The 16029-nt window shown below is 48.1% G+C and carries 13 protein-coding genes and 2 tRNA genes; 6 read left to right on the top strand and 9 right to left on the bottom strand.

Going from position 1 to position 16029, the window contains the following annotated elements; translation table 11 throughout:
• Positions 1–164 (bottom strand): hypothetical protein (locus tag JW881_19205; GenBank protein ID MBN1699653.1); only part of this gene is annotated, 164 nt, incomplete at its 3' end.
• On the opposite strand from JW881_19205, the gene JW881_19200 reads away from it, so the two are divergent.
• Both JW881_19200 and JW881_19195 read left to right on the top strand, forming a co-directional pair.
• A tRNA-Thr gene (locus JW881_19200) sits at positions 157–229 on the top strand. The genes JW881_19205 and JW881_19200 overlap by 8 nt on opposite strands.
• A 5-nt stretch (positions 230–234) precedes the next feature.
• Positions 235–1086 (top strand): 4Fe-4S cluster-binding domain-containing protein, encoded by an 852-nt coding sequence (locus JW881_19195; GenBank protein MBN1699652.1) that lies wholly within the window; start codon positions 235–237, stop codon positions 1084–1086.
• 36 nt (positions 1087–1122) lie between these two features.
• On the opposite strand, the gene JW881_19190 is transcribed toward JW881_19195, so the two are convergent.
• The gene (locus JW881_19190; protein MBN1699651.1) at positions 1123–4533 is read right to left on the bottom strand and encodes an adenosylcobalamin-dependent ribonucleoside-diphosphate reductase; all 3411 of its coding nucleotides are present in this window, start codon (positions 4531–4533) and stop codon (positions 1123–1125) included.
• A gap of 141 nt (positions 4534–4674) precedes the next feature.
• Complete coding sequence (locus tag JW881_19185; GenBank protein ID MBN1699650.1) at positions 4675–5451, bottom strand: DUF4037 domain-containing protein; 777 nt, start codon at positions 5449–5451, stop codon at positions 4675–4677.
• Between the two features lie 265 nt (positions 5452–5716).
• On the opposite strand from JW881_19185, the gene JW881_19180 reads away from it, so the two are divergent.
• The 4 genes from JW881_19180 (at position 5717) to JW881_19165 (ending at position 9106) form a co-directional block, all read left to right on the top strand.
• Complete coding sequence (locus JW881_19180; protein MBN1699649.1) at positions 5717–6304, top strand: hypothetical protein; 588 nt, start codon at positions 5717–5719, stop codon at positions 6302–6304.
• A 75-nt stretch (positions 6305–6379) separates the two neighbouring features.
• Positions 6380–7579 carry a 2,3-bisphosphoglycerate-independent phosphoglycerate mutase gene (locus JW881_19175; GenBank protein MBN1699648.1) on the top strand — a complete coding sequence of 400 codons (1200 nt, stop codon included), beginning with the start codon at positions 6380–6382 and terminating at the stop codon, positions 7577–7579.
• 205 nt (positions 7580–7784) lie between these two features.
• Complete coding sequence (locus JW881_19170) at positions 7785–8927, top strand: GGDEF domain-containing protein (protein ID MBN1699647.1); 1143 nt, start codon at positions 7785–7787, stop codon at positions 8925–8927.
• 95 nt (positions 8928–9022) lie between these two features.
• Positions 9023–9106: transfer RNA gene (locus tag JW881_19165), tRNA-Leu, on the top strand.
• 462 nt (positions 9107–9568) lie between these two features.
• On the opposite strand, the gene JW881_19160 is transcribed toward JW881_19165, so the two are convergent.
• From JW881_19160 to JW881_19135, 6 genes are all read right to left on the bottom strand, one after another.
• Positions 9569–10477, bottom strand: a complete 909-nt coding sequence (locus JW881_19160; protein MBN1699646.1) for a hypothetical protein — start codon at positions 10475–10477, stop codon at positions 9569–9571.
• A 172-nt stretch (positions 10478–10649) separates the two neighbouring features.
• A complete protein-coding gene (locus tag JW881_19155; protein MBN1699645.1) occupies positions 10650–11477 on the bottom strand; it encodes a helix-turn-helix transcriptional regulator in 828 nt (275 codons plus the stop codon).
• A 1247-nt stretch (positions 11478–12724) separates the two neighbouring features.
• Positions 12725–14341 carry a serine hydrolase gene (locus tag JW881_19150; protein MBN1699644.1) on the bottom strand — a complete coding sequence of 539 codons (1617 nt, stop codon included), beginning with the start codon at positions 14339–14341 and terminating at the stop codon, positions 12725–12727.
• A gap of 173 nt (positions 14342–14514) precedes the next feature.
• Positions 14515–14766 carry a hypothetical protein gene (locus JW881_19145; protein MBN1699643.1) on the bottom strand — a complete coding sequence of 84 codons (252 nt, stop codon included), beginning with the start codon at positions 14764–14766 and terminating at the stop codon, positions 14515–14517.
• Positions 14767–15101: 335 nt separating this feature from the next.
• Complete coding sequence (locus tag JW881_19140) at positions 15102–15341, bottom strand: hypothetical protein (protein ID MBN1699642.1); 240 nt, start codon at positions 15339–15341, stop codon at positions 15102–15104.
• Between the two features lie 230 nt (positions 15342–15571).
• Positions 15572–16029: thermonuclease family protein (locus JW881_19135; GenBank protein MBN1699641.1), on the bottom strand; the 458-nt coding region annotated here is incomplete at its 5' end.

Below are 16029 nucleotides of genomic sequence, written 5' to 3'. Positions count from 1 at the left end.
GCTTTTAATTCTACAATAATTTTCTTTTCGATGACTAAATCGGCGTAAAAAATACCAATGTTTTTACCTTTGTAGAATACCGGGAATTGCTGTATATATGCCGATATACTTGACGTACTGTGCCCGTTCGGGTTACTATGACGTTCGTATTGACAAGCCAGGATAGCTCAGCCGGTAGAGCAGCTCACTCGTAATGAGCAGGTCGTGCGTTCGAGTCGCATTCCTGGCTTTTTTATGCCTAACCTCCTTTCATGGCTGCAACATTGCAACGTCTGTCCCAATTTCTGTGAGGTCGACAGACTCCGGGGAAAAAAAGGAAAATGCAGATCGGGGCGGGATATCGTCATTTCCTCCGCCAACCTCCACTATGGCGAAGAGCCCGTCCTTGTCGGAAAAGGCGGTTCGGGAACCATATTCTTTACCGCGTGCAACCTCTCGTGCGTCTTCTGCCAGAATTACGACATCAGCCAGCTCGACTACGGAAAAACAATCAGCCGCCAGGAACTGATCACCATCATGTTTCACCTCCAGTTGAGGGGCGCCGAGAATATCAACCTCGTTTCGCCGACCCATCAGGCGCCGCAGATCTTCGAGGCGATTGTGACCGCCAGAAAGAAAGGCCTCCGTCTGCCCGTGGTCTACAACTGCGGGGGGTATGAAAATCCGGATTTTATCAGGGAACTCGACGGCCTCGTCGATATCTATATGCCGGATTTTAAATACGGGAGAAACGAAGCCGGAGAGCGCTATTCGTGCGTCAAACAATATACCGATTATTGCATGAAATCGCTGCTCGAAATGCAGCGGCAGGTCGGTTCACTCAAACTCGACGCATCCCACGTGGCACGGCGCGGACTCCTGGTCCGGCATCTGGTGCTGCCCGAGGGAACCGCCTTTTCAAAAGAGGTCATCGATTTTATCGCGGACAGTATTTCTGTTGACACCTACCTCAACATCATGGATCAATACAGACCGGCCTACAATGCCGCCGACTATCCACCGCTCAAGCGCCGGCCGTTCAGGTATGAAATCGACGAAGTGGCCGAATACGCGAAAAAAAGGGGACTTAAACGGATATTGTGTTGAGAGAGTGAGGGTAAACGGCCGGCTGTCCGATGCGATTCACGAACAACCGGTCGTGGAACCGCATGTTTCGCATTTGAGGCACGTCCCGTTCCTGATAAGGGTAAAATGTCCGCAGAACGAACAGGGCTCGCCCTCATATCCCTTGAGACGGGCGGTATGTTCGGGACCGTTCACTTCCTCTACCCCATCATTCTCTTTTTCTTTCGGGTCGTCCGCCGTCATGGTCGAGGTGGCGATAAGGTCGTCCGGCTTAACCTGGACGAGGTCCGTTCGTTTTAGATAATTCAGGGCAAGATCGCGGAAAATGAAATCGAGGACGGACGTTGCCATTTTGATATTTTCATGGCCCGCCACGACCCCGTTCGGTTCGAATCGTGTAAAGGTAAAGGCATCGACCAGCTCCTGAAGAGGTACTCCGTATTGCAGTCCGAGTGAAACGGCGATCGCGAAACTGTTGAGAAGGGACCTGAACGCCGCCCCTTCCTTGTACATGTCGAGAAAAATCTCTCCGAGCCGTCCGTCTGAATATTCGCCTGTCCTCAGGAATATGCTGTGCCCCCCGATTCGTGCCTTCTGGGTATATCCGTTTCTCCGGGAAGGAAGGGGCTCCCTTCTGCTTTCCGCCCGGCTTTGTGCTTCGACGGCGTCTTCCCCTCCGGCTTTTCCGTTTTTTGAATACCGTCGTGCAATCGAACGAACGATTCTGAGTGCCGGGTCGCTTTCCTGATAACTGGAATAGAGGGGCTGACTCAGCTTCGAACCGTCCCGGTAAATGGAAATCGATTTGAGCATCTTTTTCCACGAAGAAAGAAATGTTTCCTTCACCTCCCCGATCGTGACCGATTGCGGCATATTGATAGTCTTTGAAATGGCGCCGCTTATAAACGGCTGTACGGCCGCCATCATCTCGATATGGGCCCTCCATGAAATGAATCGCGTTCCCGTCTTTCCTCCCGGATTCGCGGTATCGAACACCGGGTAATGCTTCTCTCTGAGGTGCGGGGCTCCCTCCACCGTGAAGGTGCCGCAGGCGTAACGGTCCGCTGCCTCGATCTCGACGTCCGAAAACCCCAACGCCTTAAGCAGCGAAAAGCCGGGCGCCTTCCGGACAGCCTGTGGAATATCGAGGTGTTCGTCGATCCACCCGCCTCCGATCGTCTCTTCGGTAAAAATATGGGTGATGGAAAAGGCCGATGGAAGAAGGCGTTCGATCCGCCCCAACAACTCGTCCGTGAACCCTTTCTCTTTCAGCGTTTCATATGAAATTGCCGGCGATCCTTCGAGCGTCCCGTGTCCCAGACAAAACCGGACGATCTCCCGGATCTGTTTCTCCCGGTACCCCAATTTTTTCAGGGCGGGAGGAATCGAGGTGTTGATGATCTTCAGACTGCCACCCCCGGAAAGCCGCTTGAACTTGACGAGACTGAAATCCGGTTCGATGCCCGTGGTATCGCAATCCATGACCAGTCCGATCGTCCCGGTCGGGGCGATCGCGGATACCTGGGCGTTCCTGAATCCGTATTTCATTCCGTCTTCGAGTGCCGTGTCCCATGCCTCGACCGCCGCCTCATACAGTTCCTCCGGAACCCCCTCCTTTTCCAGCCCTTTCGGGGCGATGCCGAGTCCCTCATAGGTATCGGGATGCGCGCCGGCGGCCGCCCTGCGGTGATTACGGATGACCCGGAGCATATGTTCCTTGTTCGCTTCATACCGCGGGTATGGCCCCATCTCCCGCGCGAGCAGGGCGGATGTCGCGTACGAGCGGCCGGTCAAAAGCGAAGCGACGGCCGCGGCCACGTTTCTTCCCTCCCTGCTGTCATAGGGAAGCCCCATCAGCATGAGCATGGTGCCGAGGTTCGCGAATCCCAGCCCGAGTGTTCTGTAATCATGGCTGTTTTGCGCGATTTCCCTGCCCGGGTAATGGGCCATACCAACGCTGATATCCAGAACCACCGTCCAGAGTGAAATCGCATGCATGAGCGCCGGTATATCGAGCGATTCCTTTTTCCGGTTATAAAACCCGGCAAGGTTGATCGAGGCGAGATTGCAGGCCGAATCGTCCAGAAACATGTATTCGGAACAGGGATTCGAGGCCCGGATTTCTCCCCCTTCCGGGCAGGTATGCCATTCGTTGATCGTTGTATGAAACTGGACGGCGGGGTCGGCGCATTGCCATGCTGAAAGCGCGATCTTTTCGAACAACGTCCCGGCCCTGATTCGTTTACTCACCGATCCGTCGGTACGCCGGATAAGGTCCCACTCGCCGTCTTCCTCGACGGCCCGCATAAAAAGATTGCTCAGCCTGACCGAGTTGTTCGAAGCCTGGCCGCTTACGGTCTGATACGCAGATCCCTCCCATTCCGCGGAAAAACTTTCGGTAAAGGCCCCAAAGGACTCCGCATCCTGATCCGTCACCCCCTGGCCGGCGAGACGGATCAGGTTGAGGATGTAACCGGGCGGCACGTGATCGGTAAGCGCATTTTCCACCGCGCGGGAAAGTTCCCGCCCGTATTCGGGAGCGTTTCCGTTTCCGTCATCGACACCCTCTTTCGATGTGCACGCCGCGAGTATCCGTTTCGCGTGTTTCACGCAGATCCCGCTTCCCGCGACCATCGCGGCGACCTTGAATTCCTCCCGGACCTTCCACTCGATAAACTCCTCGATATCCGGGTGATCGGCATCAAGGCATACCATTTTTGCCGCACGCCGGGTCGTCCCCCCGCTTTTAATCGACGAAGCGGACCGGTCGCCCACCTTTAAAAATGAAAGGAGACCGGAAGAAACACCGCCCCCGCTCAGGGGTTCTGATTTCCCGCGTATGTTCGAATAATTCGTACCGGTTCCGGAACCGTATTTGAACAACCGGGCCTCTTTCAGAAAAAGATCCATAATGCCGTTTTTATTAAGCAGATCGTCTTCAAGAGAAAGAATGAAGCAGGCATGGGGCTGGGGGCGTTCATAAGCGCTTTTCGAAGTCTCACATTCCCCTGTTTCCTGATTGACAAAGAAATGTCCCTGGGGCGGCCCCTTGATGCCGTACACCTCAAAAAGGCCGGTATTGAACCATTGCGGTGAGTTCGGCGAAGCCGTCTGGCGGGCAAGCATGTAACAAATTTCATCATAAAAGGCGCCCGCGTCCTCATCCGTATCGAAATATCCGAACCTCCGTCCCCATGTTTTCCATGTATGGGCAAGCCGGTGGAAGACCTGCCGCGCATCGGTCTCCCCCCCTGTTTTCCCGTTTCCCAGGGGCACGCCGGACTTTCGGAAATATTTTTGCGCAAGAATATCCGATGCAATCTGCGACCACCCCTCAGGGACGGTGACATCATCCTGTCTGAAAATGACGGTCCCGTCGGGGTTTTTTATTTCCGTGGATCGCCCGGTAAAGGTGATTCCCCCGTAAGGGCTTTTTCCTTTTTTGGTAAAATGACGCCTGATTTTCATCGCTGACCGCCTTACTGAAGAAGCGCTTTGTTTCGCCGGACAACCGGTTCACCGAAACATGCCGGCGTATAAATCTTGCGGGGATCGGTAACGATCCACAGGATCGGTAACGATCCACAGGATGATCGTTACCGATCCTGTTTATTCAAGCCGCATGGGGATAAGACTCTTCGCGATTAATGTCGCCACCTCCCCTTTACGTTCCGGAGAAAACCCCTTCTTGGGATTGAAAAGTATCTCGAACCTGTTGAGAAACTCTTCGGGAAGAATGTCGAGCGAACAAAGGCGTTCGTAGAGTACCCGCGGTGAGGGCTCGAACTGCCTGTTCAATGCGAAAACACAACTGCAGACACTCTCGATAAAACAGGAGAGTGCGTTCTGGTAAAGGAGATAGTTTTCCGTAAAAATCGACACATTGATCTCGCGAAGATAATGTTCGATAAGGAACATACAGGAGTCTATGATATTCTTCCAGAAACTCAAAGGCATAGTGTCAAAATGTTTCCTGATTTCATCGATCCAGCCCTTTCTGCCGAACAACACCTGCCCGTGCTTGAGCCGGTAGAGCATATTGGTCGTCTCTTTACGGAATATCCACTTTTGTTCCTCTATCCGCCTGAAAATATGATCGACACGGGTTAGCTCTTTATAATAGATAATAACCGGTAAATCTCGATCGAGAAACCTGTCCACGGGATTGACCGGGGATGTTTCAAAAACCGGAGGATTTCCAAACAGTTCCGCCCTTCCGGCGGCAGGGGGGAGTTCCCCCTGGTAAAAAACATCCATATCGATAATGAAATTGGGATCATAGACCTCGATCTCCGCCGCTTCACCCAGAAGGATAGTTTCGACATTCTCGAGTCTTTCGAGTATTGTCTTGCATTCATTGATAATGGCATCGACTTTTGGTTTCACGGTTCTACACTCCGTTTCTCATGGTTTTACATTATCCGGTAACAGACAATCCGTATTGCCGGCCCTGGGTAATTATATTGATGAAAAAACCGGATTCCTGCCCTCCCGTCCCTCTCCGTTCCGCTTTAACCCTGCTCCCGCAATCAAGGCCAATCATAACACAGCCGTAGATTATTCGCAACAGACATGATCTTTTATCGTCATGTAATATTGCGATTTTTTTACATTTTTGGTAAAAAGTAAAAGCCACCCGTCAGAGAATGGTATGAATGAAGCAAAGAAGAAATATCAATTTATCGCCCTTTTTCCCCCGGACAATGTGGAGTTGAAGATCATCGATCTCAGACGCCGGATATTTTCCCGGTTCGGACTCGTCTCAGCCATGGCGTTTCCCCCGCTCATCCCCCTTCTCTTTCTGCCCGGCCATACGTCCCTCGATTGCCTGCGCGAGATCTTTCGGCCGGGATTCACCGGCTTCGAACTCACAACCGGAGTAATTACCCCCGTTTCGGGATGCTTCTACCTCACCGTGACCTCGGAAAGCGGATTCGAGGAACTGCTCGAACGCCTCGAGCCGGCGCGCTTGAATCCGAAAAAAACCGGAATAGAGTCAACGTCATCCGACGAGTCCCTCATTCCGGAGTTTCAGGGTTTTTTTCTCGCCCACACCGAATATTCCATAAAACCGGAAAACGTGATCACCCTGATCGAGCCGCCGCAGCCCTTCTCGTTTTCCGTCTTTTCTCTTGCCGTGATCGAGACAACCGTCAATGTGAAAGGCGACAGGTGGTGGGAAAAGATTATCTGGCGGGCTCCCGTTATGGTCAGGTGCAGAAAACCGAAACGGAGCTAAAAGGTGATTGATTATTCCCGGTATTTCCGTTACAAAGACTACTATACATGAGAACAATAACCTAAGGAGAAATATATGCATACGATGTTGGAAGAACTTATCATGCAAAACGACAAGAAGATCGTCCTTCTGGTACTCGACGGTCTCGGGGGGCTACCCGTATCAAAAGACGGCCTGACCGAACTCGAGACGGCCGCTACGCCGAATATGGACAAACTCGCGGCGGAATCGGAATGTGGTCTGCATATTCCCATCGATTTCGGCGTTGCGCCGGGCTCCGCCCCCGGCCATCTCGCACTCTTCGGGTACGAACCCTTGAACTATCCGATCGGCCGCGGTGTCGTGGCGGCCATGGGAATCGGTTTTCCCATGAAACCGCGTGATGTTGCGGCGCGCGTCAATTTTGCGACAAGGGACGCCGAAGGCAATATCACCGACCGCCGCGCGGGGAGAATACCGACCGAACGGTGCGCTGAACTCTGTGACATGCTGAAAGCCGTATCGATACCGGACATCGAGATATCCATCAGACCGGTAAAGGATTACCGGGCGGTCGTCGTTTTCAGGGGCTCGGACCTTTCGGACAAAGTCTCGGACACGGACAGCCAGCAGACGGGAGTCAAACCACTCGAGCCTGAAGCGACCGCAGCGGAAGGCTTAAAGATGGCCGGTATCGCAAAGGAGTTTATCCGCCAGGCCTATTCGATTCTGGAATCCCATCCACCGACGAATGCGGTACTCCTGCGGGGATTCGCCGACCTTCCCCACATCCCGTCGATGCGGGACCGGTTCAAACTCAATCCCCTGGCAATAGCGGTCTACCCGGATTACAAGGGGGTAAGCCGGCTTGTCGGTATGGATATCGTCGAGGGAATAAAGGATCTGAACGAGGAGATGGAAGTACTTCGGAAAAACTGGAACGATCATGACTTTTTCTTCGTCCATCATAAATATACCGATTCGAAAGGCGAGGATGGTAATTTTGAAGCAAAAGTGAAGGAAATCGAAAAAGTGGACGCTATACTTCCCCACATCCTCTCGCTTTCACCCGACGTTCTCCTCATCACCGGAGACCATTCGACTCCGGCCGTCATGAAAGCCCATTCCGGCCACCCCGTCCCTTTTATAATCCACTCAGAGCATATCCGGCCGGATGCAGCGCGGAAATTCGGGGAAAGGGAGTGCGCGAAGGGTCTCTGGAATCTTATCCGGACCCCCCATCTCATCTCCCTGGCGCTTTCGTATGCGGATAAAATCAATAAATTCGGGGCATAAAAGCGGCTCCTATCGGCGTTACACAAATATATATCATAGCCGTTTCCGTAAATGCGGGGAAAATCGCCGCATACTTGAAAAATGAGTCTTTTTTGCTTATTATTGAAACATAGTCCGATAATCAGACTCAACAGAAAACCAGGAAATGTCGATACATCAGGTAAATGGCTTTTAAAAAGACTTATACCCGGACTGTAGGGACGCTATGACAAAGAATATATTCATCATCAAAAATAAATTGTCAAAATATACAGCCATCCTCGACGGTTACAAGAAGGAGTCGCTTTTCAATACCCATATCATCACCTATTCCCAGTTCAAGGGCGACACATATCAGACATATTTGCAGGATTACTCGCAATCGGACATCGTCATCATGATGCATGCCGCCTTTTACAAGCCGATCGAAGAAGAATTCGCGCAGATGACGAAAAAACTCTTCGGACCGGGTTTCAAAAATGTCATGTATCTCTACACACGGCCGGACCTCATCAAGGAAATGGATATTATTTCCGGCTCGAAACACTGCTATTATATCAGCGAGACGTTCCCGCCCGAACCCCAGATAATCAACCTTATCCTCTACACGATCAAGGTATTCAATGAAACGACACTCTCATTCAGACTCTTCGATTATATAACGAACAGTTTCGAGGGAATCGTGAACGAGGAGCTGCTCAAAAAGAAAAAGGAGGAAGTCGAACAGCTCAACAAGGAACTCGAGACCATGAACAAGATCGACAGCCTGACAAAGCTTTACAACAGAAAAACGATCTTCGAGGAACTCGATTCGGAACTCCTCCGCACGAGACGCGACCTCTGGAGGATCGAAAAAACCCTCAAGGCGAGCGGGAGGGTCAATATCCATACCTTCAACGGCAAATTCGATTTTGAACCGATCGGGGAACTCCTCGACCATTACGGGATTTTTTCCGTCATGATGCTGGACGTCGATCATTTCAAGCTGATCAACGACACCCACGGCCACCTTATCGGGGACGCGGTATTGAGGACCATCGGCGAACTCCTCTCCGACCCCGAGGTGTTCAGGAACAACGATATCTCCGGCCGCGTGGGCGGAGAGGAGTTTATCGTGGTCCTGCCCGAAACGAACGTCAACAACGCAATCGGTCCCGCGATCAGGTTCATGAACAAACTCGCCGCCACGGAGTTCACCGGCAAGAACAGGATAAAATTCAAAATTTCGGTATCAATCGGCATTTCAGAAAGCTCCCCCAAAGACAGGACAAAGGAAGACATCATAAAACGCGCGGACAAAGCCCTGTACTGGGCCAAAGAACACGGCAGGAACCAGATCGTCATCTACGAGAAAGTGTTCAACAAGTAAGGCATTCCCCCCCGGCCGTTTTTGTCTTTTTTTAGAAAGAGTAGCTTGACAATTTCCAGGAAGCCCGTTACTATAGCCGCATTAATAACATAGTTGCTGCGGTGGTGGAATTGGTAGACACGCTAGCTTGAGGGGCTAGTGCTGGTTACAGTGTGCTGGTTCAAGTCCAGTCCGCAGCAGTATTTAATTTCCTTCGTTATAAGGAACTGGAGACCCGGCTTGCACGCCGGGTTTTTTATTGGAAAGAAAGACCGGAAAATCATGATCATATCATTAAATAAAAAATAAGGGCACCTCTAAAAACTATCTTTTTATAAGGAAATGTTTTATGGTTCTAAAAACCTGCTTTGCAGGTTTTTAGAAGTGCCCATATAATATTTTTTTATTCGTTTTCATTACCTTACTTATCATGTTATACATAATTCTTTTAATTATAATAAAAAAATTGTTGTTACAGATACTATAAAATGACAAAAAAAGTAATCAATCGCGCTTCAACAGCATTCAAACTTGGAGCATGGTGTACAGGAAAGCATCGACAAGCCACCTGCATAGCAGGTGGCTTGTCGACACCGCCCTAAAAGGGCTGCCCCGGGGGGATCTCATCAGGGGCCGTCTCAAGGGACGCGATACACTCTTGCTCACGCTCCTGCATCGATCCTGTACACCGATACCGGATTCGGAAATTTTAAGAGGGTCGCATATTTACCGTCGAATGAAATATAGATCGTAGGGAAAACGTTCAGATTCGTCTCCGACAGGTCGGCAGGGAGATTTCCCCGCTTCCAGGTTTCACCAAAGTCATTCGTGGTCGAGATGACGGGTTTATATTTATCTGCATCCTTTTGCTTGACATATCCCATGAAAATGCCCTTACCTGACGGCTGGAAACGCATTGCGGATTGGGGACTGAAGTCAGAGGCTTTTATACTTCCTTCTGTAACAGGACACTTCCCCCTCGTCCAATTTTTACCGAAATCGCACGTTTTCCACATGGTGCCTGCACCGTCAATACAAAACCCGATCGTCGAACGATCCGTTTTTTCACAGAGAGAAAGGCAGACGATGCCTTTTTCGCCGGGCGCGGTGAGAGCGATCCAGCTCTGGCCGCCGTTTTCCGTGTACGCGAGTTCCTTGTCCGAGGCGATCATGCCGCGGTCCTTGTCGATGAACGAAAGAAACCGCGCATGGTGAGGTTGCGATTTGCCGAAGCTCATGACTCTCTGCCAGGTACCCCCATTGTCCACGGATCGCATTACCTGGCCGCCGTTGCCGCAGCTGTAACACGTTCCGTCCGGCAGCATTTCGAGGCCGAAGCGGCACATCGAATGATTTTCCGCCTTGTTCCACTTTTGGCCGTCCATGATGTAGTACACCGCACCTGCGTACCCTATCGTGACACCCTTTTGCGCGTCGGAAAATCCCGTGTAGTAAACCTTCTGCTTGTAGGGTATCTTCCCAACGAAATGCAAGAGCGAATCGCCGGTCGACACGCAGGACGCGGCAGCCATGCACGCGCACAGCACGATCGAATTGATTATGTTTCGCATAAATCCTCCTCTTTGATTATTGATACTGCAACTGTATAACTGTGCGCGTGAATAAAGAATGGAAAATATGCAATAAGAATTGAAGATTCTGCAATAACGGCGTAACGGCGGTTGGATGTTTATGCGAACTCGCAACAGTAGAGGGATCGATTCGATTATTCGCGGCAAGGCGTTAGTAAGGGGAAGGTACGCTTTTCCGGAATACCGAGGGCGGCATTCCCGTTTTTCTTTTGAAAGTCCTGCCGAAATACGCGATGTCGTCGATTCCGATACGTTGCGCGATCTCGCTCACAGGGAGCAGGGTGTTCTCCATAAGGCTTTTGGCGACATCGAGACGAAGTTGATTAAGGTAGTTGATGGCACTCATTCCGCAGATCTCCGTAAAGAGCTTGTTCAAAGTCGTTCGGTTCGTCGCGAAATTGGAACAGAGCTCGCCCAGGCTTATTCGCTCATTATAATGAGTGTGCATGTATACCAGAATATCGTCGATTTTAGTGCCCGTATCCGGAACAGGGATCCCGTGCTGCTCGTTCGAGATGTAATGGGTCCTGTCGATGAGGAGCAGGATTTCGAGAAAATACGAACGGCTCAGGCACGGCCAGAACTCCTGGATTGTCTGCTCGTTTAAATGGGAATCCACTTTCGCGCAGAGCTGACCCAGCTTTTTATTGTATTCGGGCGGGAGCGTTCGACAGGAGTAACCCTTTTCATGCAGGTTCATGAATGGCCGGAGGATAAAAAGCGACGGATCGTCGTTTTCGATTTTATCTCCCTGCCAGTTTACATTCAGTGCGTCCGGAGTAAAGATGAAGTTATGACCTTCATTGCCGCGGCTGGCCGGCATTGAAATGGAATTCGGACCGTGGAGTAAAAGAATCGCAGGAGACGTGTAATGGCGCACCTTTCCGCCGTCAGTAAGCAATAACTCGCCCTTATCGAGGAAAACGAGCTGGTATGCGTCCTTAGCTCCGGACGCGAGAAAGATTTTTCGAGTATACATAAGAGGCATCGAATACTCAGTATATCTTTTCAAACCCTTGGTCGTGTACGCAAACATATCTTCTCCTAATGAATGATAGCCGAAGTCGTCATTAACTGCAAGGATCAGTATCGCAGTTTCAATGATATCAATGAAATCAATGATAGTTAAACATATAATCCTTCCCGCGTAAAAATCACTGTTTTTTTACCACTTTCACTTATGTTACACCACAAGTACAAATCGCGCCCAGGCAGACAGTTTTAGTTTTTCCCAACCACAGGTGTTTCCCGGGATGACTCCTCTTTTGGTCCTGTCACAGCAATTTCCTGCTTTTCCTTCCAGCCATTCGGCGCAAGTCGGCATAAATGCTCATGGTCCTTCCATTTCCCGCGACTACGAGAAGAATATTCCTTTGCTTTGCAAAGGCGACCATATCGTCATATATATTTCTTGTGTTTGGGCGGAATATGGGCCATCATTAGGGCAATAAAGTCCACAACATCAAAGCTTTTAAAATTTTCCTTGAAATAGTCATTGTACCTTGGTGTTATAAATTTTTTGGATATCACCCTCCAAGAATGATCATTTTTAATCACGATAAGCAGAAGTTTCTTTATTTCGATAATTACGTAAAATTTCACATTTCGGCATGTTTTATGAACCATCCATGACAGACTTCATATTCTCAAGCATTGTATTTGTATGCTCAAGATCGTAAAGAATATCGATGAGCAGCGAAGATTTCTTACCGCGGATCAACCCGGCGTTACTTAAGCCCCAGGAACCTTCAGGCTGAAGGGAAACATAAACTTTCTCACTGATCTGAACAAGTCCCTTTTAAAACGGTATTTTAAATTTTTACCCGAGGGATTTCAACTCATTATACGATATTTAGGTAAAATTATTTAGAAACAATTTCATTCCGACTCATGTCGGCTGCCCGGGAACAGCATCCTAATGGCGATACAGTAGATAATTCTATAATTTTATATTCAACAAGCAGAATTCTATTACAGATTAAATCAAAATTGTTCTGAATTATTTGATCAACAATAGAAGATTTTACATAAGGATCATTTTTATACTGATTCAGATTCTCATTAATTTTTATTTCCTTACTTTTTTTTTTAATAATTTCAAGCAATATGTTTAATGGAACTATTCCGTTGAATACTGGTAAACAATCCTGAATTCACTCAACATTTTGAGCCAAATATCTTATTCCGGTCTATCCCCATAAATAATCCCACCGGAACAAGATTTGCTTATTCCATTACACCCCGTGCTTTGGCAAATTGATATCTGGAAGACACGGGATTTAAGCGGCTTAAACTGATTTCGCCGTCTTTCAGGGTAATGGTATCTGTATTATTAAAATCTGCTATTGCCGGAATATTAAAATTATAACTGAATGTATTACTGCTGATCTTTACGGCTCTTGCACAGATAAGGTTTTTTACATTCGCTAATGTGTAATTATATCCCCAGAAATCTACCTCTGTTTTCCGGAAATCACCATCAAGACCTATGGCAAATGTTATTTTATAAACGGAATCTTCGCCCTTGGGTACTAATTCATCCAGATCCATAATCGCTTCACAAATCAGTTCTTCATTACCTCCGTCTGAAAATCTGAGTGATTTCAATCCCAGGGGTTGTTCGGGAAAGCTGATTGTATGCCCGGCCAGTTTATCAATTATCCCTTTGTCTTCAAAAGGACCCGGTCGGCTGCTCTCTGTCAGTGAATCCATATACTGATACAGTGCTTCTGAAGCTTCAGGATTTTCAGGCAGTGCTTTGTAATATTCAGCAGCACGCTGAAGACCCAGCCCCACCAGGGTTACTATTGAAGAATCCAGTTGTTGTTGATTAGTACTTGCGTTCATCGCAATAACAAGATTCTTTTCAGGGTTTACAAAACAACACTGGCCGCCGTATCCCATGGTTGCATATATTCCGTCCATAAATATCCACCACTGATAACCGTATCCTTCATACCCATATGAAACTGCATTCATAGGCATTCCGCTGAAATCAACATGGTTTTTTAACACTTTTTTTACCCAGCCGGATGAAACAATCTTCCTGCCGTTCCAGTATCCGTTATTCAGAAACAGATAACCGAGTCTGGCCAGGTCTTCCGTACGCAGGCTCAGACCGGTACCTCCGATAATACATCCTCCCGGCGCTTCGGACCAGACATAATCGGTGATTCCCAGCGGAGTCAGCAGGTTCTCCTCCGCGAACTTCCGCACATTCCCGCCGGTCACCCTGGAAAGAATTTCAGATAGAACATGGCTGTTGCCGTCATTATAGACAAACAACTCTCCGGGAGCTGAATCCATCGGTTGAGAGAAGAAGTATTCGAGCCAGTCATCGTTTCTGTACATCATACGATAGGTAGAGCTCTGGGTTATAGCATTGTATTCTTCGGTCCAGCAGACACCGGACCTCATTGTCAGCAAATCTTCAATGGTCATTTCCGCCATAAGCGGATCGCTGCCTTTGTATTCGGGAAGGTAGGTAAATACGGAATCGTTTATGCTTCCTATCAGGTGCTGATCAATTGCTATTCCTATAAGCGTTGACGTAAAACTTTTTGTTGAAGAATACGTCAGGTGAAGCATGTCCTTTTCATATGGTTCGCGGTAAAAATCAGCCACCAGCTTACCGTTTCGGATAATCACCATTGAATGTATATCCAGTTTATCAGGTTTTACTATCTTCAGCAGAGCAAGGAGCCTTTTGGAATCAATCCCCTGGGCTTCCGGTGTACTCCTTTCCCAGGTCTCTCCCGGCCATGGTCCTTTGGAAACGTTGAAGCATCCCGCAATTAATAAAATCATTCCCGCAGTAAGAATCCGCAATCCTGTACTCTTCATTCATTTCTCCTTATTTAATTGATTTGCATTAAGTTACTGACATCCTTATTATTCTCCCCTAAAATTTACGTTGTCCCCTCTCTGGTTGATATAGTCAATATAAAGTCCCCTGATAGAGAAATACAGTATGAAATGATCATAGGTACCTCTTCCAGGATAGAGGGTATGAACGCCTATTCTGTTATCGGGATAATATGAAACGGCTGTCGCCGTTTTTCCAGATTCCCGTGTGTATCTGAATACTCAAAAACTTCGCCCGGTTCATGAATTTTCCTGCGGGAAAGCGCATATACCGTAAAATCACTGCTTTCATACATTTTCCACAAGCCTTTATAATCGTAATCCCAGGTATCACGAAACCCAAGAACGGCACTCATGGTAAGAAGATGATTCAGCCTGAGATCGTCGGATATGTTTTTTTTCAACTTGTCCTGTTTTGATTTAAATGATAGTAAAACTGATAATCCTTCCTGTAGAAAAAATGCTTTTTTCTCTGCCATTTGTACTTATTTTACAACATAATAGCGAATCGCACCATAAAAATTTTCCCAAAAATCTACCAAATTTCTATAATTTTATCTTATCTGGAGAAGGATAATAAGGTCAAGAAGAATGTTGTGAAAAGGGAAAAAGCCTTTCTTTACATAAAGAATTTTAACACGAAGGACATGCATCTTTACATTTCATTACAAAATGGTAACTAAAACTTTCAATTAAACTAATATTTACAATATCTTCATTTGTCGAGGGTAACATAGATTCACCACCCCGAGTGGTCTTCCCCGTGTGTGTGGTCGAGGTGTGTCAGTCTGTTGTTGGTATCGAAGGCGTATGAGGTTTCGACGCCGTTTGCTGCGGTTATTGTTTCGAGGAGGCCCCTGGTGTTGTAGGTGACTGGTTCCGCCGTGTCCGCCGTGTAGCCGGGTACCGCGAGGAGTTCTCCCGCGTTGTTGTAGGTATAGCCGGCGGTTTCTCCGGCTGGCGTCGTTACGCCGGTCACACGGTGCATCGTGTCGTAGGTGTAATCGATGGTGTACTGCTTCCTGCGAATTTTGGGGTTACTACGGATTTCGCGGCAAGAAGCGGATTTCGCGGCGACGGGAGTGTCGGTGTCAAACGGGAAATCGGTATGGCTTTGTTATTTTTATTAATTCTTTTTATTGTTTTTAGGCTTCGTATAACGTTTTGTTAGCCTGCTTCAATCATTTTATTTTTTCAAAATTTCCTGTTTCAATATTTTCTCACGAGTCCTTTTTTCAGCAATTCACTGTTTAAGAACTTTCCCCACTCTGCGATTTTATAAATATCTTTTTCATCTTCATCGTAATAAATGTCTGCAAGGTATCTGTTGTATTTATCGCGCCAGTATGTTTTTACAATGACATAATCACATTGTTTTAGCCGTTCTTCGGTATATTCCTTTGCTTTCTTTCCCTCTTCTGTCGTTATGTCTTCAGCGTTGATTCCTCGCAATCTCACTTTTTGTTTTGTCCGGGTTTCAAATCCCAGATCGAGATTCACCCAGAGGGTGTCGCCGTCAACTGTTTCTACGACGCTTCCGCTGTATGTGTATAACATTCCGGCATTCACGTCGTCTCTTGTAATAAACGTGTATTTGTTATTCTTCCGTCTTACTTCGACTACATCTGTTTCAGTAATATCTTGTAATTTTTCTTTTTTATATATTC

The organism is Spirochaetales bacterium (assembly GCA_016930085.1).
Lineage (GTDB): Bacteria > Spirochaetota > Spirochaetia > SZUA-6 > JAFGRV01 > JAFGHO01.
Note: the sequence above shows the minus strand (reverse complement) of the source record. Positions and strands in the feature narration are given on the sequence as shown.